Origin of the sequence: Listeria sp. LM90SB2 (genome assembly GCF_028867355.1) — a bacterium.
Classification (GTDB): domain Bacteria; phylum Bacillota; class Bacilli; order Lactobacillales; family Listeriaceae; genus Listeria; species Listeria monocytogenes_B.
In genome coordinates this window covers 2,147,172-2,169,376 of the sequence record NZ_CP046449.1, presented here as the reverse complement: position 1 = coordinate 2,169,376, position 22,205 = coordinate 2,147,172, and the positions used below count along the sequence as shown (strand labels likewise).

General features: G+C 38.3%; 25 protein-coding genes, 1 tRNA gene and 2 pseudogenes. 21 read left to right on the top strand and 7 right to left on the bottom strand.

Annotation, left to right across the window (positions count from 1 at the left end):
• Nucleotides 1–12: 12 nt before the first annotated feature.
• Complete coding sequence (locus GL301_RS10695; protein WP_003731372.1) at nt 13–1,701, top strand: SpaA isopeptide-forming pilin-related protein; 1,689 nt, start codon at nt 13–15, stop codon at nt 1,699–1,701.
• A 52-nt stretch (nt 1,702–1,753) separates the two neighbouring features.
• Here the strand turns inward: GL301_RS10695 and GL301_RS10690 are convergent.
• Nucleotides 1,754–1,837 (bottom strand) — tRNA-Leu (locus GL301_RS10690).
• 131 nt (nt 1,838–1,968) lie between these two features.
• On the opposite strand from GL301_RS10690, the pseudogene GL301_RS10685 reads away from it, so the two are divergent.
• From GL301_RS10685 to GL301_RS14470, 11 genes and pseudogenes are all read left to right on the top strand, one after another.
• A pseudogene (locus GL301_RS10685) lies at nt 1,969–2,861 on the top strand (aminoglycoside phosphotransferase family protein).
• The gene (locus GL301_RS10680; protein WP_003724511.1) at nt 2,858–3,484 is read left to right on the top strand and encodes a GyrI-like domain-containing protein; all 627 of its coding nucleotides are present in this window, start codon (nt 2,858–2,860) and stop codon (nt 3,482–3,484) included. The pseudogene GL301_RS10685 and the gene GL301_RS10680 overlap by 4 nt, the downstream one beginning before the upstream one ends.
• Nucleotides 3,485–3,589: 105 nt before the next feature.
• Nucleotides 3,590–3,979: a fluoride efflux transporter CrcB gene (gene crcB, locus GL301_RS10675; protein WP_003724510.1), complete on the top strand. Its 390-nt coding sequence runs from the start codon at nt 3,590–3,592 to the stop codon at nt 3,977–3,979.
• Nucleotides 3,969–4,325: a fluoride efflux transporter CrcB gene (gene crcB, locus GL301_RS10670; protein WP_003724509.1), complete on the top strand. Its 357-nt coding sequence runs from the start codon at nt 3,969–3,971 to the stop codon at nt 4,323–4,325. Before crcB (GL301_RS10675) ends, crcB (GL301_RS10670) begins: the two co-directional genes overlap by 11 nt.
• Before the next feature lie 94 nt (nt 4,326–4,419).
• Entirely contained in the window at nt 4,420–4,800 is a 381-nt protein-coding gene (locus GL301_RS10665) for a hypothetical protein (RefSeq protein WP_003740741.1), read from the top strand.
• Between the two features lie 133 nt (nt 4,801–4,933).
• Nucleotides 4,934–6,079 carry an Lmo2079 family surface lipoprotein gene (locus GL301_RS10660; protein WP_072219545.1) on the top strand — a complete coding sequence of 382 codons (1,146 nt, stop codon included), beginning with the start codon at nt 4,934–4,936 and terminating at the stop codon, nt 6,077–6,079.
• Nucleotides 6,080–6,183: 104 nt separating this feature from the next.
• The gene (tsaE, locus tag GL301_RS10655; protein ID WP_003724506.1) at nt 6,184–6,645 is read left to right on the top strand and encodes a tRNA (adenosine(37)-N6)-threonylcarbamoyltransferase complex ATPase subunit type 1 TsaE; all 462 of its coding nucleotides are present in this window, start codon (nt 6,184–6,186) and stop codon (nt 6,643–6,645) included.
• A complete protein-coding gene (tsaB, locus tag GL301_RS10650; RefSeq protein WP_003724505.1) occupies nt 6,642–7,334 on the top strand; it encodes a tRNA (adenosine(37)-N6)-threonylcarbamoyltransferase complex dimerization subunit type 1 TsaB in 693 nt (230 codons plus the stop codon). The genes tsaE and tsaB overlap by 4 nt, the downstream gene beginning before the upstream one ends.
• Nucleotides 7,331–7,786 carry a ribosomal protein S18-alanine N-acetyltransferase gene (rimI, locus tag GL301_RS10645; RefSeq protein WP_010959004.1) on the top strand — a complete coding sequence of 152 codons (456 nt, stop codon included), beginning with the start codon at nt 7,331–7,333 and terminating at the stop codon, nt 7,784–7,786. The genes tsaB and rimI overlap by 4 nt, the downstream gene beginning before the upstream one ends.
• Complete coding sequence (tsaD, locus tag GL301_RS10640) at nt 7,783–8,805, top strand: tRNA (adenosine(37)-N6)-threonylcarbamoyltransferase complex transferase subunit TsaD (protein WP_003731356.1); 1,023 nt, start codon at nt 7,783–7,785, stop codon at nt 8,803–8,805. The genes rimI and tsaD overlap by 4 nt, the downstream gene beginning before the upstream one ends.
• A 286-nt stretch (nt 8,806–9,091) precedes the next feature.
• Nucleotides 9,092–9,151 carry a hypothetical protein gene (locus tag GL301_RS14470; protein ID WP_241762112.1) on the top strand — a complete coding sequence of 20 codons (60 nt, stop codon included), beginning with the start codon at nt 9,092–9,094 and terminating at the stop codon, nt 9,149–9,151.
• A gap of 198 nt (nt 9,152–9,349) precedes the next feature.
• Here GL301_RS14470 and GL301_RS10635 read toward each other — a convergent pair whose 3' ends face one another.
• Both GL301_RS10635 and GL301_RS10630 read right to left on the bottom strand, forming a co-directional pair.
• On the bottom strand, nt 9,350–10,309 hold the full coding sequence (locus tag GL301_RS10635) for an alpha/beta hydrolase (protein ID WP_003724502.1): 960 nt from the start codon (nt 10,307–10,309) through the stop codon (nt 9,350–9,352).
• Between the two features lie 24 nt (nt 10,310–10,333).
• The gene (locus tag GL301_RS10630) at nt 10,334–12,286 is read right to left on the bottom strand and encodes an ABC-F family ATP-binding cassette domain-containing protein (protein ID WP_010959003.1); all 1,953 of its coding nucleotides are present in this window, start codon (nt 12,284–12,286) and stop codon (nt 10,334–10,336) included.
• A gap of 309 nt (nt 12,287–12,595) precedes the next feature.
• Here GL301_RS10630 and GL301_RS10625 point away from each other — a divergent pair, with 309 nt between their 5' ends.
• Nucleotides 12,596–13,243, top strand: coding sequence for a redox-sensing transcriptional repressor Rex (locus GL301_RS10625; RefSeq protein ID WP_003722329.1), 648 nt, complete (start codon nt 12,596–12,598; stop codon nt 13,241–13,243).
• 26 nt (nt 13,244–13,269) lie between these two features.
• Here GL301_RS10625 and GL301_RS10620 read toward each other — a convergent pair.
• Together GL301_RS10620 and GL301_RS10615 are read right to left on the bottom strand one after the other, a co-directional pair.
• Nucleotides 13,270–13,474, bottom strand: a pseudogene (locus GL301_RS10620) (DUF4305 domain-containing protein).
• A gap of 1 nt (nt 13,475) precedes the next feature.
• Nucleotides 13,476–14,162 carry a CPBP family intramembrane glutamic endopeptidase gene (locus GL301_RS10615; protein ID WP_003728317.1) on the bottom strand — a complete coding sequence of 229 codons (687 nt, stop codon included), beginning with the start codon at nt 14,160–14,162 and terminating at the stop codon, nt 13,476–13,478.
• A 234-nt stretch (nt 14,163–14,396) separates the two neighbouring features.
• Here GL301_RS10615 and groES point away from each other — a divergent pair, with 234 nt between their 5' ends.
• The 5 genes from groES to GL301_RS10590 all read left to right on the top strand — a co-directional run bounded on the left by groES (nt 14,397) and on the right by GL301_RS10590 (nt 18,372).
• Nucleotides 14,397–14,681, top strand: a complete 285-nt coding sequence (gene groES, locus GL301_RS10610; RefSeq protein ID WP_003726504.1) for a co-chaperone GroES — start codon at nt 14,397–14,399, stop codon at nt 14,679–14,681.
• Between the two features lie 33 nt (nt 14,682–14,714).
• Entirely contained in the window at nt 14,715–16,343 is a 1,629-nt protein-coding gene (gene groL, locus GL301_RS10605; protein WP_003726503.1) for a chaperonin GroEL, read from the top strand.
• Nucleotides 16,344–16,597: 254 nt separating this feature from the next.
• A complete protein-coding gene (gene bsh, locus GL301_RS10600; RefSeq protein WP_010959001.1) occupies nt 16,598–17,575 on the top strand; it encodes a choloylglycine hydrolase in 978 nt (325 codons plus the stop codon).
• A 150-nt stretch (nt 17,576–17,725) separates the two neighbouring features.
• Nucleotides 17,726–17,935: a hypothetical protein gene (locus tag GL301_RS10595; RefSeq protein WP_003740733.1), complete on the top strand. Its 210-nt coding sequence runs from the start codon at nt 17,726–17,728 to the stop codon at nt 17,933–17,935.
• Nucleotides 17,936–17,979: 44 nt separating this feature from the next.
• Nucleotides 17,980–18,372 carry a hypothetical protein gene (locus GL301_RS10590; protein WP_003726500.1) on the top strand — a complete coding sequence of 131 codons (393 nt, stop codon included), beginning with the start codon at nt 17,980–17,982 and terminating at the stop codon, nt 18,370–18,372.
• A 134-nt stretch (nt 18,373–18,506) separates the two neighbouring features.
• Here GL301_RS10590 and mscL read toward each other — a convergent pair whose 3' ends face one another.
• Both mscL and GL301_RS10580 read right to left on the bottom strand, forming a co-directional pair.
• Nucleotides 18,507–18,893, bottom strand: a complete 387-nt coding sequence (gene mscL / locus GL301_RS10585; protein WP_003723947.1) for a large conductance mechanosensitive channel protein MscL — start codon at nt 18,891–18,893, stop codon at nt 18,507–18,509.
• Between the two features lie 61 nt (nt 18,894–18,954).
• Nucleotides 18,955–19,146, bottom strand: coding sequence for a hypothetical protein (locus GL301_RS10580; protein WP_003723946.1), 192 nt, complete (start codon nt 19,144–19,146; stop codon nt 18,955–18,957).
• Between the two features lie 139 nt (nt 19,147–19,285).
• Between GL301_RS10580 and GL301_RS10575 the strand changes: the two genes are divergently transcribed.
• The 3 genes from GL301_RS10575 to GL301_RS10565 are packed head-to-tail and all read left to right on the top strand — an operon-like array spanning nt 19,286 to nt 22,201.
• The gene (locus GL301_RS10575) at nt 19,286–20,911 is read left to right on the top strand and encodes a copper resistance CopC/CopD family protein (protein WP_010959000.1); all 1,626 of its coding nucleotides are present in this window, start codon (nt 19,286–19,288) and stop codon (nt 20,909–20,911) included.
• 12 nt (nt 20,912–20,923) lie between these two features.
• On the top strand, nt 20,924–21,541 hold the full coding sequence (locus GL301_RS10570) for a YcnI family protein (RefSeq protein ID WP_003726498.1): 618 nt from the start codon (nt 20,924–20,926) through the stop codon (nt 21,539–21,541).
• 18 nt (nt 21,542–21,559) lie between these two features.
• On the top strand, nt 21,560–22,201 hold the full coding sequence (locus GL301_RS10565; protein WP_003726497.1) for an MOSC domain-containing protein: 642 nt from the start codon (nt 21,560–21,562) through the stop codon (nt 22,199–22,201).
• The last annotated feature ends 4 nt before the right edge of the window (nt 22,202–22,205 follow it).

Here is a 22,205-nt window from a genome sequence, read left to right as displayed (position 1 = left end):
GGGGGAGAAAGCATGCAAAAAAAATTAATAGGTAGTTTGTTTATTCTAATTGTCTTACTTATTATTGGGAGCACTTCTGAAAAAGTGCAAGCTTCTCCAACATCTTCAAATGGTTGGCAATTAAAATGGGCCATTAAAAATAATGATTTTGAAGATGTTGATATCGAGGATTATGGTGTAGATGCTGGTACGACAAATGTTTGGCAAGTAAATCAAAAAGGTGTAGAGGCCTGGGGAACAACTAATCCAACTGGGAATATTGAAGTATGGCAAAATGGTAATGGATACAATGTGCCTGCTTTTTCTGGAAACAATTTTATTGAATTAAACTCGGATGGTATTGGTCCAGTTTATCAAGACATTCGGACAATCCCAGGTTCCAATTTAACTTGGAAGTTCTCACACCGGGGGCGCATGGGGGTAGACACGGCTGATTTACTTATTGGCTCACCAGAAAGTCAAACCGAAGTGTCGCGAGTTTCTGATGGAGAAACATGGGGGAGTTTTGAAGGGAATTATATAGTGCCTGAAGGACAGACTATCACAAGGCTAACTTTCAATCCTATTTCAACAGCAAGTGGCTCACTTACCAGCGGAAATTTTTTGGATGATATTCAGTTGTATATTAATGTAAATGGCGCAAAAATTGGCGATGTTGTTTGGTACGATTTTAATGGGGATGGTATTCAACAAGATAGCGAAGAACCTGCTCCTTTCGTAAAGGTAGATTTATTAACGAAAGATGGTGTGTTTAAAGAAAGTGCGACCACGAATAATATCGGCTCTTATTTATTCACAGATGTTTTGCCGGGGGACTATCAAGTGAAATTTACCCTACCGAATAATGATTTTATTTTTTCAAAAGCAAATCAAGGCAATGATACGACGCTTAATTCCAAGCCAGATAAAACAGGGATAGCTTCAGTAAATGTACCTAATTTAAAAAGTGAGAATTTTGATATGGATGCGGGAATAACGACGAATGGTAAAGTGGAAATTCAAAAATTTTCAGGAGATAAGGCGCTGAGTGGAGCGGTTTATGCCATTAAAGATAATTCTCAATCAGAAGTGGCGAAAATAACGACTGGTCAAAATGGTACAGGGACAGCGGAAGGGCTGCCACCAGGGAAGTATACAGCAACCGAAGTTACAGCACCTCTTGGTTATCAGAAGAACCCAACACCAAAAACATTCACTATCACGTACGGCGATACAAATCCTGTCAAACTCACTTTTCAAAACGTTGAGAAAACAGGATCAATTACTATTTTTAAACAAGATGAAGCGAATAAAAAAGGTCTAGCAAATGCCGTTTTCGACGTAAAGTCAACAGATGGAACGACATTAAAAAAAGTAACTACAAATAGTAAAGGTTATGCTCTTGCTGAAAACTTACAACCCGGAACTTATGTCATAACGGAAGCAACAGCACCACCTGGCTATGAAAAATCAACCAAAGAAATTCGCGTAACGATACCATTTAACCCTCAAAAAACTATTAATATTACTTTTAGTGATAATAAAATAATGGTACCTAAAAAACCGACTCCAACAAAGGGAAGTACAGTGGTGAAGGTAAGTGGAGAAACGACAAAAATTACTGCTCTACCACAAACGGGCGATAGTTCAAATAGCTCAACAATTTTTATAGGATTGCTTATTGTCGTAGCTAGCGGGTTATTTGTTTATAGAAGATATTAAAAATACAAAAAAATTCCAAGGTTAGCTTCTAACCTTGGAATTTTTTTATTGATGCGGCCGAGAGGACTTGAACCTCCACGGGTTTTACCCCACTAGGCCCTCAACCTAGCGCGTCTGCCGATTCCGCCACGACCGCGTATGCGTAGCAAAACTAATTATAATATTGATTCTGTTATTTTGTCAACAAATTCTACGAAGATAATTGGAAAAAAGTAAGCGTATTCTTGTATAATGAAGAATAGTGAATTTATAGGAGGAGAGCTGATTATGGATGTGACACAACTAAAAATGTTGCATAATGCGAAAGTGATTTCGGAAATAAACAAAGGCTTTTCTGTTGATAGGAAATACCAGGTGGATGAAACTTACCTTGTTCGTGTTTTTCCTATAGATTTACTTCAAGAAAGGGAGCAAGAGTTTAAAATAATCCAAGCATTAGATTCTCAAACTCCATTTGTTCCAAAAGCATATGATTTCGGCTTTATCGAAAGAGAAGGCTATATGATTATTAGTTATTTGCGAGGCGAAGACGCAGAAATTGGCATGACCCGTTTATCTCATTCAGAACAGTTAAAAGCTGGTTTTTCAGCAGGGGGAATTTTACGAGAAGTTCATAAAATCCCGCTTGCTATACCAAAAATGAACTGGTTGGATTTTCAAACGGTTAAATTTGAACGAAAAGTGAAGGAATTAAAAGAATTAGAAATAACAGCTTTTTTTTAACAGACACCGAAAAGTTTGTTAATGAGAATATAGCTAGATTAAAAAATAGACCGATTTGTTTACAACATGGAGATTTTCATCCAGCGAATATTATTTTAAACAACAAAAAGTTTGTGGGGCTAATTGATTTTAATCGGTTAGAGTTCGGCGATCCTTTATTTGATCTAGCTAAAATCGGCTTTTTTACAACAGAGGTCAGTATACCTTTTGCACGAGGAAATATTTTAGGCTATATTGATAAAGAAGAAGTTACGGATTTTTGGAATCTTTACGCGCTTTACACGGCGATGCATATTACTTCGGCTGTTAATTGGGCAGCAAAAAATGAATCTCGTAATTTTAAAAAGTTGATGGATTATGCAGCAAAGACGGTCGCTAGTCACGATAATTTTCAAAGGATAGTGCCGAATTGGATGAACGAGGAGGAATTCAAATGACTGAAAAGAAAATTGATTTTAAAAAAGAAGAGAAGAAATTCTACGCTCCTAAAAGGAAGCCAGAGCGTATTTTTGTTCCGGAAATGAATTTTTTGATGGTGGATGGGAAAGGTGATCCGGACGGTGAGGCGTATCAAAAAGCAGTGCAGTCTCTTTATGCGATTGCGTACACGATTAAAATGAGCAAGATGGGCGAGACGCGTCTGGATGGTTACACGGATTTTGTTGTACCGCCGCTGGAAGGTTTTTGGTGGTCTGAAGAGAGGTTTGATTTAAAGGATAGAGATGCGTGGCTTTGGACATCCATTCTTAGACAACCGGACTTTGTCACCGAAGAAGTGTTGGAATGGGCGAAAGAGGTTGCTAAGAAGAAAAAGCCTGATCTTGATACGAGTCACGTAAAATTGGTTCGTTTTGAAGAAGGAGAATGTGTGCAGATGATGCATATTGGTCCTTTTAGTGAAGAAGTGAAAACGGTCGCGGAAATGCACCAATTCATGGAAACAGAAGGACTTCATAATGATACAGGGGCTGTTCGTAAACACCACGAAATTTATTTGAGTGATCCGCGTAAAGTGGACCCAGAAAAAATGAAGACCATCCTTCGACTTCCAGTGAGTTGAATAATTGGAATGTTTTGCGTTATAGTATAGTAGAAATAGGACAAAGGCGACTGCCCGGAATACAAATATTTCAGGGTAGTTTTTTTGTGAAGTGGGGTCTTGGAGATGTATTTTTTATATGTAGGGGTTTTTGGCGCATTAGGTGGTATGTGCCGATATGCAATGAACTTGTGGCTTGGTGGCGGGGATTTTCCTTCTGCGACATTAGCAGTTAATTTAATAGGTTGTTTTTTGTTGGCTTTTCTTATGCAATTTTTGGCAGAAAAATCTCGTATTTCATTGGTAATTTTGAACGGGATTGGGACTGGTTTTATTGGCGCGTTTACGACTTTCTCGGCTTTTAGTGTAGACACAATTCAACTAGTGCAAAGTGGCGCATGGTTATTTGCGGTTAGCTATGTGTTAGCTAGTTTCATTGGTGGGCTTATTATGGTGAAGTTTGGGCGGATGCTTAGCAATAAGCTTTTGAATCGAGGTGAGCATCGTGTTAGTTAATTTCGTACTTGTAGGATTTGGAGCGGCTCTTGGTGCGATGCTACGATATGGAATTTCTGTATTGGTCAAAAGTAAATGGAAAACAAACTTTCCTTTTGCGACTTTTTTTATTAATATTACTGGTTCATTTTTATTAGGTTTTCTTGTTTCCTCTGCTCTTGGACCGGTTTGGCAACTTTTTTTAGGTACAGGATTTATGGGAGGATATACGACTTTTTCTACGTTTAAAGTGGAAAGTATGGAATTAAAATGGAAGACGAATTATCGTGTATTATTTTCTTATCTAGGTTGTACCTATGTGTTTGGCTTAATAGCTGCTTTTCTCGGTTTGATGCTTGGTGTATAAGAATTGTTTAAGAAACAAGAAAACAATTGCCTGTATTTCTGCTAAATGCTATGCTAGAAAGAACGATAAGCTTCAGAGAGGACGAGAGAGAGCGATGACAGGTTTTAAAAAGGTAATATTGCCGGTTTTACTAGTGGTACTATTTTTAGCGGGTTGTAATCAAGCAGAAGTGCCTGCTTTAGTCCTTGACGGAACAGTAACGGATACTAGTTTGTTAGAGAATAATAATGAGTTGACAGTCAATGGGACATTAACGTGGAGTGGTGAAAAAAACAATTACGCAAGTGAAGTCTTGATTACAGTGAGTAGCAATACTGCCGTAACAAATGCGACCACTGGAAAAGCAATGAAACTTGCTGATATCAAAGAGGAAGATACTGTTAGAGCTGTATTTCCACAAGGTTCAAATATTACTTCACCCGCCCCTGGAAAAGTATCTGAAAATGCTACATCTTTAAAAGTGACTCCAAAATAAAAGCGAGCGTGCCTTTCTAAAAGGAACGCTTTTTTTATAGGAATTTGTGTCAGACTAATGAACTATTGTAAATTCTCTTGTTTTCAGACCTTAGAGTGTGTTAATTTTAATGTATTAATCACCTAGGAGGAGAATCATGAAAAAAGGGATTTTATTATCAATTTTGTTAGCTTTAGTATTAGTAATTAGCGCTTGTGGGGAAAGCGCGGAAGAAAAAGCAGCAAAAACACCACAAGGTAAATTTGTTCAAACAATGAAAAATGGGATGAATGTACCTGATCAATCTACATATACAACTTCATTTGCTGTAAATGATATCAATGTTTCAAGCACCGACCCAAGTGCTCAAACGATGGGGATTTTAAAAGACATTAAGCTTTCTGTAACAACATCAACTGACAAGAAAGCAAACAAATCAGAAGCAAAATTCAATGTAACATCAACGAATAACTTACTACCAATTTCAATGGATTTAGATTTTTTAGTAGATAGTAAAACGGGAAATGCCTATATTCCACTTAAAACCATTGTAGAGCCAGATGCTTCTTTACTTAGTTATTTAGATCAAGCGACTGGTGGTATGTGGTCTAAAATTAACACCGACTACCCTGATCTAAAAAATAAATATCTTAGTACTGAAGAATTAACCAGTTCATTAACAGATCAACCAGAGGCAAAAACAGCTGTAGATACGAAAGAAATTGAAGCAGCGACGAAAGATTTAAACAAAAAAGCGATAAAATTAGTTGATACTTATTTCACGGGCTTAGAAAAAGATCGTTTTAAAGAAGCGGATGATGGTACTGTTAGCGTTACGATTAAAAACGCCGATATCGCGAACTTGATGAACCAAGTAGCTAAATTAATGGATGATGAAAAAGTAAAAGCAGATCTTAAAGTTATTGCAGAAAGCCAAGGTTCAGATGCAGTAACAGATTTTGATTCCACGTATACAGAAATGAAATCGAGTTTAACAGATGCTGCGAAAGAATTAAAAGAAAATAAAACGTACTTAATTAATAATAAACTTACTGTAAAATCAGGAAAAGAGAACAGCTTAGATACACTTACTCTTCAAACAAAAATAGAAGATAAATCTGATGCGAGCGCTCCTGAGTCTATTAGCTTTACGGTGAAAACAAAAGCAGAAGAATTTGTTCCAATTGAAGATTTTCCTACAAAAGATGAAGTTATTTCTAGCGAAGAGCTAAATAAAATCATCACAGATGTAACAGCAAAAATGTATGGCGGAATGGATATAAGTGGAACTAATTATTAATCAATCGAAAGACGCAGCGACTTAGGTCGTTGCGTTTTTTTGATTTTTATTTTGGCGCGGCTTTGTGGTATGATATGTAGAGAAAATGATGGACGGGTGAGGTAATGGAATTCGAATTGATAATGACAAGTGAAAGAGAGACAAGGCTTCGCGCAAAACAACTTGGTGAACAATTGACAGCTGGAGATGTGATTTTGCTTGAAGGTGATCTCGGCGCGGGTAAAACTACTTTTACCAAAGGTCTCGGTGAAGGTCTTTTGATTCCGCAAATGATTAAAAGTCCGACATTTACAATCATTCGTGAATATAAGAAAGGACGCTTGCCACTTTATCATATGGACGTGTACCGTTTGGAAGATGCTTCGGCTGATGAACTTGGTTTGGAGGAGTATTTCTACGGAGCAGGTGTAAGCGTGGTTGAGTGGGCGCAGTTTGTTCGCGAAGATTTGCCAGAAGAATACTTGGAAATTCAGCTTTTTCATATAGATGAGAATACGCGTAAATTGGTTGTGAAGCCAGTTGGAGAAAGATATGAGCAACTTGCAATGGAGGTTTTTGGGAAATGATACTTGGGATGGATACGTCTTCCGATACGATGGCGATAGCGCTTTTTAATGAAGGTGTCGTTATCGGCGAATATACAACGAATTTGAAAAAAAATCATAGTGTGCGGTTGCTTCCAGCGATTGCTGTTTTGATGGAAGAATGTGGAGTAAAACCTACTGACTTAGAAAAGATTGCTGTAGCAAAAGGTCCAGGGTCTTATACCGGGCTTCGTATTGGTGTAACAGTTGCGAAAACAATGGCTTGGGATGCAGGGATTCCGATTGTCGGGATTTCCTCTTTGGCACTTTTAGCAGAGAATGGTTTGTACTTTCCTGGAAAAGTGGTCGCGTTGATGGATGCGCGCCGTAGTAATGTATATGCGGGCGTTTATCAAGCAAGCGAAGGTGAAATGCAGAGTGTTATCGCGGACGGACATATTGCGTTAACTGAATTACTAGAACAATTCCTGTCTAGCGAGGAGCCCATTTTATTTGTCGGAACCTTAACAGAACAAATTTGTGTGACTGTGACGGAAGTCCTCGGTGAGCGGGCGGTTTTTGCGCAGGCAGATTATACTTACTCACGAGCTAGTTCTCTTGTAAAACTGGCAGAGAATTTAGACGGAGAACCGGCAGACAACTTTGTTCCTGATTATTTAAAACTGGCAGAAGCGGAGAGCAAATGGTTGGAATCGAGGGGTTCCGAGTGAGTTTGGATGAAGCCTTATTATTTCGGGAAGCAACCGTGACTGACTTGAAAAGTATTATGAATGTCGAAAATGCAGCATTCACGGTACCTTGGACGGAAGCAGCTTTTCGGAATGAATTTATTATTAACCAATACGCCTATTATTTACTTGCGATATATAAGGAACAAGTAGTAGGTTATGCGGGTGTTTGGCTCGTTTTAGATGAAGGACATATTACGAATATTGCGATTCATCCAGATTATCAAGGGAATCATTATGGTGAGGCGCTTTTGCGGGAAATGATTCGGGTTGCGAAAGAGCGCGGTATTGTTCGGATGACGTTAGAAGTTCGCGTATCCAACGATGTAGCACAAGGGCTTTATAAGAAATTAGGATTTCAAGACGGCGCCATTCGGAAAAACTATTATCCGGATACGAAAGAAGACGCGCTAGTGATGTGGGTGGACTTATGAAAAAAAATACATTAATTCTTGGAATAGAATCTAGCTGCGATGAAACAGCTGCTTCTGTTGTAAAAAATGGTAATGAAATTATATCGAGTGTGGTGGCTTCTCAAATTGAGAGCCATAAACGATTTGGCGGGGTAGTTCCTGAAATCGCATCAAGACATCATGTGGAGCAAATTACGCTTGTGATTGAAGAAGCTTTAAAACAAGCAAATGTGACGATGGATGATTTAGACGGGATAGCTGTGACAGAAGGTCCAGGTCTAGTTGGTGCGCTGCTTATCGGTGTGAATGCGGCTAAAACGCTCGCTTTTATGCACAATTTACCTTTAGTTGGCGTGCATCATATTGCTGGCCATATTTATGCAAATCGTTTTGAAACTGAATTCAAATTTCCGCTACTTTCATTAGTTGTCAGCGGCGGTCATACTGAACTAGTTTTAATGAAAGCAGATAATGAGTTTGAAATTATCGGGGAGACAAGGGACGATGCAGCTGGTGAAGCTTATGATAAAGTGGCACGTACACTTGGTCTCGCATACCCAGGCGGCGTGCAAATTGATAAACTTGCCAAAGACGGCGAAGATACTTTTCATTTCCCAAGAGCGATGATGGATGAGGGTTCGTTTGATTTTAGTTTTAGTGGATTGAAGTCTTCCTTTATTAACACGCTTCATAATTTAAGGCAGCGTGGTGAGGAGCCAAATCCAAACGATATGGCGGCGAGTTTTCAAGCAAGCGTTGTGGATGTTTTAGTAAGCAAAACGATTCGTGCTGCTAAACAATACGATGTGAAACAACTGCTTCTTGCGGGAGGCGTGGCAGCGAACCAAGGTTTACGAGAACGCCTTATTCAAGAAGTAAAACTAGAGCTTCCAGAGACAGAACTGATTATTCCACCATTAGCCTTATGCGGAGACAATGCGGCAATGATTGCTGCTGCAGGGACTGTGAGTTTCTTACAAGGAAAACGTAGTGGTTTTGATATGAATGCGAATCCGGGATTATTGCTGGAAGATATATAAAAAGCGCGCGATTTTTCGTTCCGCACGCTTCGGACTGCAGTGAAAGTGAACTATTACTTTCGCTGCAGTCTATTTTTATTAGCTCAATTTTCTGGTTATGCCTCTAAAATACAACTTTCGCGTCAACTCTTTTTCTAAAGATACTTGCATGCTATAATTGTGATGCAAATAAGTTTATGGTGGTGCACCAGCCTTTTTCATCCAGAAAGTAGGTGGTGTTTATGTTGTTTTTTAGGCGTTACCTGGAAAGGATAAACGTGTGACTGTTTTCGAGAGTCTTACGCTGATGATTGCTTTTGCAGTCTTAGTCGTAACAATCATGAACAGCAAAAATGACAAAAAATAAAAACCACTCATAAGCCTGACAGCTAGTGGTTTTTAAATAAATCATATAAAAGGCTGTCACCATCTTAAATGGTGTTTGCGAGAGAGTCATGTTGTCGCATGGCTCTCTTTTCATTTATATAGTAACACATTTACTTATTACTTGCCAATTTTTTCCTTCCTAACAGATAGTATCTAGTTCCTAGAGGATAACTGCTTTTTACATCGTTTTATTTAAAAATTGGCGTACTTTTTCTTCGTATGTCTTTGGATCTACCGTGAATGCTTGACCGTGTTCTGCTCCTTTGACAATCCATTTTTCTTTATAGCTATTGGTAGCTTTATAGAGTTCGTCTACCATATTTGTAGGGACGAAAGCATCAGCATCACCGTGGATGTAAAAAATGGGTACGTCTGTTTTAGCGACCGCATCAACCGCACTTGCTTCGCTGAAAAAGAAACCTTCTTTGAATTTATTAATCAGACTAGCTGTTGGGATTATTGGGAATTTCGGTAAGTGGAACATGGCTTTTAGTTGATACGAAAGTTCGGCGTCCATCGATGTATAGCCGCAATCAGCGATAATACTTTTTACTTGTTTTGGTAGTTTTTCGCCGCTTGTCATAAGGACAGTGGAGCTACCCATGGACACGCCATGTAGTGCGATTTGAGTGTCCGTACCATTTTTGTCGATTACTTGGTCAATCCACTGCACATAATCTTTGCGTTCAGGCCAACCAAATCCAATATTTTCACCTTCGCTTTTGCCGTGCGCTCTAGCATCAGGCATTAAAACGTTGTAACCAAATTTTTCATGATACATTCGAGCGAGACCTGCCATTTCGACTTTACCGCTTTTACCGCGATAACCGTGGGCTAAAATGATGGTTGTGTTAGATGGTTTATCTGCTGCTAAATAAGTAGCAACAAGTTTCAAATCGTCTGCTGAGGTTTCTGTCCATTGCGTGAGATTTTGCTTTTCCATCCAAGCCACATTTTCTTCCCGGTTTTTCTTTGCTAGTTTGGCTGTGGCAGTGGTTTCGTCTGTTGTTGCAGTGTCATTCATGCTGGAATTGTCACGAGCTAAAGCATAACTATACAAGTAAAAACTTGCGCAAATAGTAATAATGACAAGTAAACCAACGATAATCGAACTAGAAATAATTAAAATCTTTTTCATTGTTTGCTCCTTTTTTTATGCAGATTACATGGATTCCAGTTCTTCGCTTATTTGTTCCCATTCTTCCATTAATTTCTCTCCGTCAGCTTTTACGGCGTCTAGCTCTTGAGTGATTTCAAGGGCTTTTTCATGGTCTTGGAAAACTTCTGGGTTCGTTAATTGAAGTTCAAGCTCGGCAATCTTTTTGTCCGTTGCTTCCATGGATTTTTCTACTTCTTCTAGTTTGCGTTTTCTTTGGCGAAGAAGTTTTTGTTGTTCTTTTTCTTCTTGATAGTTTAATTTTCGAACAGAGGAGGTCGCTTCCACTTGTTCGCCTTTTTTGCGTCGATCCTCGGCATCAAGTCGTGCCAGTTCTTTTTCTTCTGCTAATTTTTCTTGATAATAATCGTAATCTCCTAGGAAAACGGTCGCTTTTTCGGGCGCTAGTTCGACGATTTTAGAAGCAATTCGGTTAATAAAATAGCGGTCATGGGAAACGAAGAGAATCGTGCCTTCAAAATCAATTAAAGCTGCTTCTAAAACTTCTTTACTTTCAATATCTAAATGGTTGGTCGGTTCATCGAGAATAAGGACATTGGCTTCAAGTAAAGTGAGCTTAGCAAGGGCAAGTCGCGCTTTTTCGCCACCACTTAAAGACTGGACATTTTTTAATACATCATCATCTGAAAAAAGGAAATTACCAAGTGTTGTACGAACGTTTACTTCATTCAACTCTGGATAATCATCCCATAGCTCCATTAAAACAGTTTTGTTGGATGTCAGTTTGGCTTGTTCTTGATCGTAGTAGCCAATTTTCACGCCAGCACCGAAGTGGAATTCGCCACTTAAAGCTGGGATATCACGAATAAGCGTTTTAAGTAGAGTTGATTTGCCGATTCCGTTTGGACCAACGAGCGCGAGACTATCTTGGCGTTTCATTTCGAACGTTAGGTTGGAAGCAATGCGCTTATCTTTTGCGTAACCAATGCTTAGCTGATCTACCATTAAAACATCTTTACCTGTTTGTTTTTCAAATTGGAAACCAAAATGCGCTGCTTTTTCATCACCTTGCGGGCGACCAAGCACATCCATTTTTTCTAATTGTTTTCTTCTACTCTGAGCTCGTTTTGTTGTCGATGCGCGGACAATATTTCTAGCAACAAAATCTTCTAGTTTGGCAATCTGTTTTTGTTGTTTATCGAACTCTTTCCACATTTGTTCTAGTTTCGCTTGTTTTTGATTAACGAATGAACTGTAATTTCCTTTGTAGTGATCAATTTTGGTTCGGCTGATTTCGTATACTTGATTCACGACTTTATCAAGGAAGTAGCGGTCATGGGATACGATGAGTAACGAACCATGATAATTTTGTAAATAGGTCTCGAGCCACGCTAGTGTTTCGATATCTAAATGGTTGGTGGGCTCATCAAGAACAAGAATATCTTGTTTAGCAAGCAGTAATTTGGCTAAAGCAAGCCGCGTTTTTTGGCCACCACTTAGAGAAGCGATTTCTACTTCATAATCTTCTGGATAAAAACGCAATCCATTTAAAACAGAACGGATTTCTGCTTCGTAAGTATAGCCGCCACTTTCTTTAAAAGTATGTTGTAACGTATCATAATCCGTCATCAGTGCTTGGTATTTTTCTGGATCATTATAGAGTTCCGGTTCACCGAGACGAAGCTCCATTTTGCGCAAATCAGCTTCCATTCTGCGCAGTGAATCGAATACACTAAGCATTTCATCCCAAATGGTTTTAGAAGATTCTAGCCCGGTATTTTGAGCCAAATAGCCAATTTCCACACTTTTTGGTTTGGAAATAGTTCCGCCATCATAACTCATTTTGCCGGCGATAATTTTAAGTAAAGTGGATTTTCCTGCACCATTTCGCCCAACTAGAGCGATTCGGTCACCTGTTTTAACTTCTAATTTAATATTATCTAAAATAACTTCTGCACCGAAGAATTTAGAAATTTGCTGAACTTGTAATAATATCATAATCTCTCTCCTCGAACGTTCTCCCTACTAGTTTATCTTAAAAGCTAAGTAATCGCAATGAGATAGCCAAGACAGCTTGAATAAAAAAGATTGTGAAAACACTCGCATTATTTGTGATTTTAGCGTAGAATATAAAAAGAGGACTGTACCGGATATTTTGCGGGACAAAACCTTACTTGAAAGATATGAGCAAAAAGTTTGTGCATTCCTTGTGAAATGTTTATAGTATATAAGCAAGCATGTGAAAGGAAGTACAGTTCACAATAGCTTCAACTTCAGAAAAAATTAAAAGAAGAAGGGACAGAAGGCATGATGGAGGAAACAACTAAAATTCCACAAGCGACAGCAAAACGCTTACCATTATATCATCGTTACTTGAAATACTTAGATGAGTCAGGTAAGGAACGAGTATCATCTGCGGAATTAAGTGAAGCGGTGAAAGTTGATTCAGCGACTATTCGACGTGATTTTTCGTACTTTGGCGCATTAGGTAAGAAAGGATACGGGTATAACGTTTCTTACATACTCGACTTTTTCAGCAAAACACTTAGCCAGGACAAACAGACAAATGTTGCACTAATCGGTGTAGGTAACCTAGGTACAGCATTATTACATTATAATTTCATGAAAAATAATAATATCAAAATCGTTGCTGCATTTGATGTAGATCCAGCGAAAGTAGGTAGTGTTCAACAAGATATTCCAATCTATCATTTGAATGATATGGAAGAAATTGTTCGTGAAAACGGTGTGGAAGTAGTTATTCTGACAGTTCCAGCTGACGAAGCACAAGTAACGGTAGATCGTTTAATTGAAGCAGATGTAAAAGGTATTCTAAACTTTACACCAGCTCGTATCAGTGTTCCGAAACAAGTTCGTGTGCACCATATCGATCTTACTACCGAATTACAAACGTTAATCTATTTCCTGGAAAATTATCCAGCGAAAACAGAATAAAAAAACCTGTAGAAGGTAAGCAACACTTACTTTCTACAGGTTTTTTTTACGTCTTTTAAGTCCAGTGATAATCAGACCGATGCCAATACCAAAATCCATTAATGTCATGATAATTAGTATACATGCAAGCACATCATAACCATAATCAGCCACACGAACAACAACAAAATATACAAATACAAGACCAAGTGCAAAATATAAAAAACTTTGCTTTATTAATGAATTTTTCATATTATCCCCCAATAATTCCAAGACTCAAAAGCAAAACAATCGTATTCATTAAAATATGGGCACCCATCGAAACAACAATCCGTTTTGTTTTCGTATAAAGGAAACAAAGAATTAGTCCGATGACAAAATAAGTAAGTAAGAAAGAAATATCTCCGTGAAGTAATCCAAAGAAAAGCGAACTAATAACTGCGGCCACATGAATATTCGTCACATTACTTAGCCCACCAAAAATCACTTTTCGAAAGACAAGTTCTTCCAAAATCGGTCCCAAAATAGAAATAAAGATCAAGAAAATAGGTGCAGCTTTAGTCAAATCAACAAGTAACTCCGTATTGGCAGAATTACTTAACTCCCCTGAAATCATCGTAATAATAACACTACAAATAATTTGTGCCACATATAAGCCAATGACTCCTCCGACAATCCACACAATACTTAGAAGCGGTTTTGTTTTTTCACCGATTTCGATTTTATTTTCTTTTGGTTTTCTGTAAAGCATCGGAATAATAATTGCAAGTGATAAAAGATTAGAGAATATCGACCAAATAACCATTCCATAAGATGCGGCGCTCTCTGCTGAAAGTGATGTTGTACTTAGTAAAATATGTTGAACAATCGGAATCCCAACAGATGCAGAAAATAGTAATAATAAATAAACTAAAACAATCGTAATATAACGCTTAGCCAAAAAATACGCATCCTTTCTATAAAAAACATTGGCTAAATTGCTTCAAATAAGCGGAAATAGCTCTTCTTATTGTACTCGTTATGAAGCTTTACCGCAAATAAGAATTCTTCTATTTTTTTAAACGTTTTTGCTTGCATTTTTTATTCAGTTTGGTATCATAATAACTGTATTAGCACTCTAATGTGTCGAGTGCTAAAATGAAAAAAGTAATTATATCAGAGGAGGTCATTTACATTGTTAAAACCATTAGGAGATCGTGTTGTAATTGAAGTACTTGAAGCAGAGGAAAAAACAGCGAGTGGGATTGTATTACCAGACTCTGCCAAAGAAAAACCGCAATCAGGGAAAATTGTTGCAGTCGGTTCAGGTCGTGTGCTAGATAACGGCACAAAAGAACCACTTGAAGTTGCAGAAGGTGACACGGTTATCTTCGCAAAATACTCTGGAACAGAAGTGACGTATGAAGGAACTGACTATCTGATTTTACGTGAAAGTGACATTTTAGCAATTACTAAATAATTAAAAAAAGAAATAATCGGAGGGAAATATAAAATGGCAAAAGATATTAAATTTAGTGAAGATGCTCGTCGTGCCATGTTACGTGGTGTCGACCAATTAGCAAACGCAGTAAAAGTAACACTTGGCCCAAAAGGTCGTAATGTTGTTTTAGAAAAAAAATTCGGTTCTCCGTTAATTACAAATGATGGGGTAACGATTGCAAAAGAAATCGAATTAGAAGACCCATTTGAAAATATGGGAGCAAAACTTGTATCTGAAGTTGCTTCTAAAACCAATGATGTTGCTGGGGACGGAACTACAACAGCTACCGTTTTAGCGCAAGCAATGATTCAAGAAGGCTTGAAAAACGTAACAGCTGGAGCAAATCCAGTAGGCGTTCGCCGCGGTATCGAAAAAGCCGTAGCAACAGCTATCGAAGAATTAAAAGCTATCTCTAAACCAATTGAAAGCAAAGAGTCTATCGCTCAAGTTGCTGCTATTTCTTCTGGTGATGAAGAAGTTGGTAAATTAATCGCAGAAGCAATGGAACGTGTTGGTAACGACGGCGTTATCACTATTGAAGAATCCAAAGGCTTTGCAACAGAATTAGATGTAGTAGAAGGTATGCAATTTGACCGTGGCTACACTAGCCCATACATGGTAACTGATTCCGACAAAATGGAAGCAGTTCTTGAAAAACCATATATTTTAATTACAGACAAAAAAATCAACAACATCCAAGAAATCTTACCAGTTTTAGAACAAGTTGTTCAACAAGGTCGTCCAATGTTAATCATTGCGGAAGATGTTGAAGGGGAAGCTCAAGCAACTCTTGTACTAAACAAACTTCGCGGAACATTCAACGTAGTAGCCGTGAAAGCTCCTGGTTTTGGTGATCGTCGTAAAGCAATGCTAGAAGATATTGCTATTTTAACAGGCGGACAAGTCATCACAGAAGACCTAGGCTTAGAACTAAAAACAGCAACAGTTGATCAACTTGGAACAGCGAACAAAGTAGTTGTAACAAAAGATGATACAACAATCGTAGAAGGAGCAGGCGATTCCACACAAATTAGCGCTCGCGTAAACCAAATCCGTGCGCAAATGGAAGAAACTACTTCTGAATTTGATAGAGAAAAATTACAAGAACGTTTGGCAAAACTTGCAGGTGGGGTAGCTGTTGTCAAAGTCGGCGCTGCAACTGAAACAGAGCTAAAAGAACGTAAATTACGTATTGAAGATGCGCTTAACTCTACTCGCGCAGCTGTAGAAGAAGGTATCGTAGCTGGTGGTGGTACTGCTCTTGTAAGTATTTACAATAAAGTAGCAGCACTAGAAGCAGAAGGTGACGTAGAAACTGGTATCAACATCGTGCTTCGTTCCCTAGAAGAACCAGTTCGCCAAATCGCGCATAACGCTGGACTTGAAGGTTCGGTTATCGTTGAACGCTTGAAACACGAAGCAGTTGGCGTTGGTTTCAACGCAGCTAATGGCGAATGGGTAAACATGATTGACGCTGGTATTGTGGATCCAACAAAAGTAACACGTTCCGCACTACAAAACGCATCATCTGTTGCTGCACTTCTATTAACTACAGAAGCAGTCGTAGCAGACAAACCAGACGAAAACGGCCCAGCAGCTGTTCCTGATATGGGAATGGGTGGCATGGGCGGCATGATGTAAGGTTAACATCAGCTGACATTTTTAAAAGATCTCTGGATTTTCCAGGGATCTTTTTTATTATGATTTTATAGCAGAATATTTTCAAGAAGTTAATAGAGGAGTATACTTTAAAAAATTTTTATCAGAGCCAAATCATCTTGTATGAGGTAATAAATTGGCCATTTTTTGTGAAAAAAACCACAAATTATGTTTTACACAAAAGTCCGAGGGTACTGGTATACATGTATGGTGAAAAATTTGAGGAGGGATTTTTAATGTGTACGTCAATAACTTATACAACGAAGGATCACTATTTTGGAAGGAATTTCGATTATGAACTTTCTTACAAAGAAGTTGTGGTTGTTACGCCGAAAAATTACCCGTTCCATTTTCGCAAGGTAGAGGATATAGAGAAGCATTATGCACTTATTGGTATTGCTGCTGTGATGGAAAACTACCCGTTGTATTACGATGCTACCAATGAAAAAGGCCTTAGTATGGCAGGACTCAATTTCTCAGGAAATGCGGATTACAAGGATTTTGCAGAAGGTAAGGACAATGTAACGCCATTTGAATTTATTCCGTGGATTCTTGGTCAATGCGCTACTGTAAAAGAAGCAAGAAGATTACTTCAGAGAATCAATCTCGTGAATATTAGCTTTAGTGAAAATTTGCCGCTATCTCCTTTACATTGGTTGATGGCTGATCAAAACGAATCTATTGTAGTGGAATGTGTGAAAGATGGACTTCACATTTATGATAATCCTGTTGGCGTGTTAACAAATAATCCAACATTTGATTACCAACTATTTAATTTAAACAATTATCGCGTTCTTTCGAGTGAAACTCCAGAAAATAATTTTTCCAACGAGATTGATTTGGATGCTTATAGTCGTGGGATGGGCGGAATCGGCTTACCTGGCGATTTATCTTCTATGTCTCGTTTTGTGAAAGCAACTTTTACCAAATTGAATTCTGTTTCAGGTGATTCTGAATCAGAGAGCATTAGCCAATTTTTCCATATTTTAGGCTCGGTGGAACAACAAAAAGGTCTGTGTGATGTTGGTGGGGGAAAATACGAGCATACCATTTATTCCTCATGTTGCAATATCGATAAAGGAATTTATTATTATAGAACATATGGAAACAGTCAAATTACTGGTGTGGATATGCACCAAGAGGATTTAGAGAGCAAAGAACTAGCTATTTATCCACTCGTTAATGAGCAACAACTAAACATTGTTAATAAATAACTGTGAGGCTATGACAAGAAATTCTCTTGTCGTAGTTTTTTTGTGTAAAAAAACCAAAACTTGTCAGATGAAAAACAATTTTGGGACCGAAAAGCTAAGTTATCATTTCTTATTCCTTGTTATAATAAAAGAAAAGGAGATGCACTTGCTATGAGAGAAAATTCCATTATTGGTCGAATTATTGCATTTTGTGCAATTTGCTTTGCATTTTTTAACCCGAAAACAGTGACTTATTGGCTAGGAGTACGCGCAGAATCCGGTCCAGCTTGGTATCTCACTACAGTTGTCGCATGCGGTATTGCGGTTTTCGTATTGATCGATTTAATCAAAAAAATAAAACGAAGAAAAACGGCAGAATGAAAGTTTTCGTGGTATACTACTAGAAAAACGACTAGGAGAACGCCATGAACTGGACACGTATAAGTAGTATTGTAATAGTTGGTTTTACAGCAATAGGAGCAATTTATGGTGGATTATCCATGGTTTTCATGCCAAGTGGTGGTTTGCTATCTCTTTCAACTGGATTACTTGATGGTTCACCGTTCGTGGATTATTTAGTACCAGGCATATTTTTATTCGTATTTGTTGGATTATTCCATTTAGCAGCACTCATTTATTTGCTGAAAAAATTACCACGAACGAAAGAAGTCATGTTCGCAGCAGCGGCCGTGCTCGCAGTTTGGATGATTGTACAGTTACTGATTATCGGCTATGTATTTATTTTACAAATTATCTTTTTAGTTGTCGCAGCAGTAGAAATGTTTTTAGCGATACAATTAAAAAAACAGCAACGGTGAAATAGAATTTAGTTAGGCTATTTTTTTCCTGAATTTAAGGGAGATAGATAGCCTAACTTTTTAGCTTTAGAAAACATAATTTATAAGCGCGAATGTAAATAAAAAATCCTTCCACAAAAGAAGGATTTTTTCAGTTATTTCTGTTGTTCTTTCAATAAATCACGAATTTCTTTTAAGTATTCCTCAGTTGGAGGTACTGGCGTTTCTTCCACCGTTTGCTCTTTTTTCTTAATAAAACTAGTAAGTACCTTGACGAAAATAAAAATGGCAAAAGCGATGATGACAAAGTCAACGATGGACTGGATGAAAGCACCGTACTGAATAACGGATTTACCAACTTTGAAACTTAAATCTGTAAAATCAAGACCACCAAGTAGTACACCGACAAGTGGCATAATGATGTTATCTACTAAAGATGAAACAATTTTACCGAAAGCAGCCCCGATAACTACCGCTACAGCAAGGTCTAGAACATTCCCTTTTAACGCGAAGTCTCTAAATTCTACTAACATTTTTTTCATGAAAATTCACCTCCCAATACCCAGTATAAACAATCTAACTGCGATGTGAAAGCAACTGAACTTATTTTAGTAACAAACTGCCTATGTATAGCGTTGGCGCCATTAATGCGTAGCCAATAATAATAAATGTGAGCGTACGAAGCCAGAAAGAACGAAGAATAGTAGGTTTCCATTTTGCTAGAAGTGCTTGAATCCACATCGTGATGAGCGTAACAAAGGCAAACATGAAAAACAATTCGATATAACGAAGCATAGGTAAAACCTCCTTTTCTATCACTATGCCATAATCGTAGCATCATTTGCAATAGGAAATGAGCCGATTATTTCCATTCAATTGTTGCACATGATAAGTTAAAAAGAGTAAAACCGTTCGTTCGAAAAAGGAGTAGCAAATGAAATTATTGAAAAGGGTCAGTTTTTTTCTCATTATACTATATCTATTAATCGTGCCAGTTCAGCATGTTTCTGCACATGCTTATTTGGAAAATTCGAATCCGGCCGATCAATCTCATATTCAAACCGCACCCGAAAAAGTAACGCTTGTTTTTAATGAAGAAATTGAAGCGGATTTCCCTTTAATAGAAGTCAAAGATTCCAGTGGGAAACAAGTGGAAACCGGGAAAACCACTGTTTCTAAAAAGAATAATCATATGGTTGAAGCATCTCTACCGGCTGATTTAAAAGCCGATGTCTATTCTGTTTCATGGCGGGTTGTGTCAGCGGATGGACATGCGGTGACGGGGATCATTTCTTTTAAGTTAGGCGATACGAAAGCGACGTTCCAAGCAGCGGAAGTTCCCTCAAGTGGAACGGACCTGCAAATTAGTTCGATTCAAAAAGCAATTTTATACATAGGGTTTTCGCTGTTTATCGGCGTACTTCTTTTTGGGTTAGGACTTTATCCACGAAAAGAACAGATAACAGAAAAAATTTCTGGACGTTTGAAAAAAGTAACTTGGATAGCGCTAGCACTTCTAGGTGTGGCTCTCTTCATGCAACTTTTCATACAAACAAGTATCACAACGGGCGTTTCTATCAGTGAAAGTTTTGGACCGAGTAAGTTAGTTGCGTTCTTGACTACGAAAACAGGTTATATTTGGATCAGTGAACTTATCGTATGGCTTCTACTTGCCATTTTTACTATCATGATGTTCTTTAAAAAGAAACAATGGAGCTGGTTCTCGCTTTTGACCGAGAGTGCATTAATCGGATATTTGATTTTTGCGAAGGCTCAGAATGGACACGCTGCAGCCAGTGCCGATAAAATAGTAAGTATCACCGCTGATATGCTTCATATGATTGCGGCAAGCGTTTGGGTTGGCGGGATTTTAGTGCTTTTATTCGTATTACCTCGGACTGGGAAAGCGCGCGAAGTTTGGAGCCGATTTGCGATTGTAGCAATCATTGCAGTCGCCTCCATCTTAGTCAGCGGCCTATTAATGGCAGTGATGAATATCGGACAAATGGCCAATTTATTTACAACCAATTACGGCAAAATACTTCTTTTCAAAATTGGCTTATTTTTACTAATGGCACTACTAGGGCTTGGTCATTACATTTATATCAAACTCAAAAACCAACGATTGCCATTTAAAACCATTTTGATGGAACTTATCATTGGGACGATTATCCTTGTTGTCGCAAGTGTGTTAACCAACGTACAAACACCGCCACCGCCTGCTCCGAAAGCATTTGATGAAACAATTGCAGCAGAAGGCGAAAAAGCAAAAATCAATTTACGAGTGGAACCAGCGACTGTTGGGCAAAACCAGTTTATCATCACATTTACTTCAGCAGATGGTTCTGCCAAAACAGATTTTGAACAAGTGACGATTACAACAAAATCTACTAAAACAGATGAAAAATCAACTTTCCAAGCCAAACTTGCAAATGATACGCAATACTTTGCGGAAGGGCTATATATTAATCAAACCGGCAAGTGGGAAATTACGGTTCATGGTTTAACAAAAGATTTCACAGATATAAATCAAACATTTACAACCAATATTACACAGTAAAGGGGAAAAATAATGAAAAAAATTATCAGCTCCATCGTCGTTTTATTAGCTGTCTTTATCATTCCGTTTCAAGCGAGCGCACATGTTTCTGTATTACCGAGCGAATCGACCGTAGACTCCTGGGAAACCTACACAATGAAAGTACCGTCAGAAAAAGATGTCGCCTCTAAAAAAATCGTTTTAAAAGTAGAAAAAGGCGTATCATTCGAATCTTATGAACCAGTGCCAGGCTGGACAACGACAGTAGATAAGAAAAATGGCACAGTAACATGGCAAACAGAAGGCAACGGAATTGAAAAAGGCCAATTCCAGCGCTTTAGTTTTATCGCTAAAAATCCAAGTGAAGAAGGCGAAATTGCTTGGAATGCCTATCAATATTATGAAGATGGCTCCATCGTTGAATGGGTTGGCGCAGAAGATTCCGAGACACCACATGCTACCACAAAAATTGTCAAAGAGTCTTCCAAATCCGCAACTGGCTCGCACGGAGAAGTAGTTGCGGGAGCGGAGAACACAGCAGGGGATACAAGCAGTACTGGAGATAATACGATTTTATTATGGACCGCAGTAGCTATCAGCGTTATTGCACTTATCACGGGGATTCTTGCTATTTTAAGCCGAAAAAAATAACTTCAAAGGAGTAAGCAGATGGAACGGAAAATCATGCATTTAGCTGTAGGTAAGCCGAAAGAACTTAACCTTTCAAATAACAAACGGATGATGACGGGAATCGAAAAAAAGCTTGTACAATCCGCCAGTCTAACCACTACCGGTTTTGAAAATGACGCACCGCATAATTTGAAATATCACGGTGGTCCGGATCGTACGGTTTGTATTTATCCATACGAACATTACGCGAAATGGGCAGCAATGTTTGGCGAAGAGCTACAAGTAACTGCTTTTGGTGAAAATCTCATCACTACGAATATGTTGGAAAGTTCTGTTCAAATTGGCGATAAATTCCAGATTGGCGAAACCGTTATCCAAATAACGGAAGCCCGAAATCCATGTAGTACAATTGAAAAGTTCAATGGAATCCCCAATCTCTATAAAGCAATTCACAAAACTGGACTTACTGGATACCTATGCCGAACGATTACTCCTGGCATTATACATGCAACGGATGAAATCAAACAAATTCACCAAGAATCACACGGCGTAACAGTAGCCTTTTGCCACGATAAAGTTTTGCATAAAAATGGGACAAAAGAAGACTTAGAACGCATTTTGGCGGTAGAAGCCTTATCTGAACGTTACCGTAACCAAGTCGAAAAACAAATAAAAAAGTGATAGC

What these genes read in the sequence shown, in the direction of transcription:
- GL301_RS10695 (WP_003731372.1), top strand. Translation starts at nt 13, where the DNA reads ATGCAAAAAAAATTAATAGGTAGTTTGTTTATTCTAATTGTCTTACTT.
- GL301_RS10680 (WP_003724511.1), top strand. Translation starts at nt 2,858, where the DNA reads ATGACTGAAAAGAAAATTGATTTTAAAAAAGAAGAGAAGAAATTCTAC.
- crcB (WP_003724510.1), top strand. Translation starts at nt 3,590, where the DNA reads ATGTATTTTTTATATGTAGGGGTTTTTGGCGCATTAGGTGGTATGTGC.
- GL301_RS10665 (WP_003740741.1), top strand. Translation starts at nt 4,420, where the DNA reads ATGACAGGTTTTAAAAAGGTAATATTGCCGGTTTTACTAGTGGTACTA.
- tsaE (WP_003724506.1), top strand. Translation starts at nt 6,184, where the DNA reads ATGGAATTCGAATTGATAATGACAAGTGAAAGAGAGACAAGGCTTCGC.
- tsaB (WP_003724505.1), top strand. Translation starts at nt 6,642, where the DNA reads ATGATACTTGGGATGGATACGTCTTCCGATACGATGGCGATAGCGCTT.
- tsaD (WP_003731356.1), top strand. Translation starts at nt 7,783, where the DNA reads ATGAAAAAAAATACATTAATTCTTGGAATAGAATCTAGCTGCGATGAA.
- GL301_RS10635 (WP_003724502.1), bottom strand. Translation starts at nt 10,309, where the DNA reads ATGAAAAAGATTTTAATTATTTCTAGTTCGATTATCGTTGGTTTACTT.
- GL301_RS10630 (WP_010959003.1), bottom strand. Translation starts at nt 12,286, where the DNA reads ATGATATTATTACAAGTTCAGCAAATTTCTAAATTCTTCGGTGCAGAA.
- GL301_RS10625 (WP_003722329.1), top strand. Translation starts at nt 12,596, where the DNA reads ATGATGGAGGAAACAACTAAAATTCCACAAGCGACAGCAAAACGCTTA.
- groL (WP_003726503.1), top strand. Translation starts at nt 14,715, where the DNA reads ATGGCAAAAGATATTAAATTTAGTGAAGATGCTCGTCGTGCCATGTTA.
- bsh (WP_010959001.1), top strand. Translation starts at nt 16,598, where the DNA reads ATGTGTACGTCAATAACTTATACAACGAAGGATCACTATTTTGGAAGG.
- GL301_RS10595 (WP_003740733.1), top strand. Translation starts at nt 17,726, where the DNA reads ATGAGAGAAAATTCCATTATTGGTCGAATTATTGCATTTTGTGCAATT.
- GL301_RS10590 (WP_003726500.1), top strand. Translation starts at nt 17,980, where the DNA reads ATGAACTGGACACGTATAAGTAGTATTGTAATAGTTGGTTTTACAGCA.
- mscL (WP_003723947.1), bottom strand. Translation starts at nt 18,893, where the DNA reads ATGAAAAAAATGTTAGTAGAATTTAGAGACTTCGCGTTAAAAGGGAAT.
- GL301_RS10580 (WP_003723946.1), bottom strand. Translation starts at nt 19,146, where the DNA reads ATGCTTCGTTATATCGAATTGTTTTTCATGTTTGCCTTTGTTACGCTC.
- GL301_RS10575 (WP_010959000.1), top strand. Translation starts at nt 19,286, where the DNA reads ATGAAATTATTGAAAAGGGTCAGTTTTTTTCTCATTATACTATATCTA.
- GL301_RS10570 (WP_003726498.1), top strand. Translation starts at nt 20,924, where the DNA reads ATGAAAAAAATTATCAGCTCCATCGTCGTTTTATTAGCTGTCTTTATC.
- GL301_RS10565 (WP_003726497.1), top strand. Translation starts at nt 21,560, where the DNA reads ATGGAACGGAAAATCATGCATTTAGCTGTAGGTAAGCCGAAAGAACTT.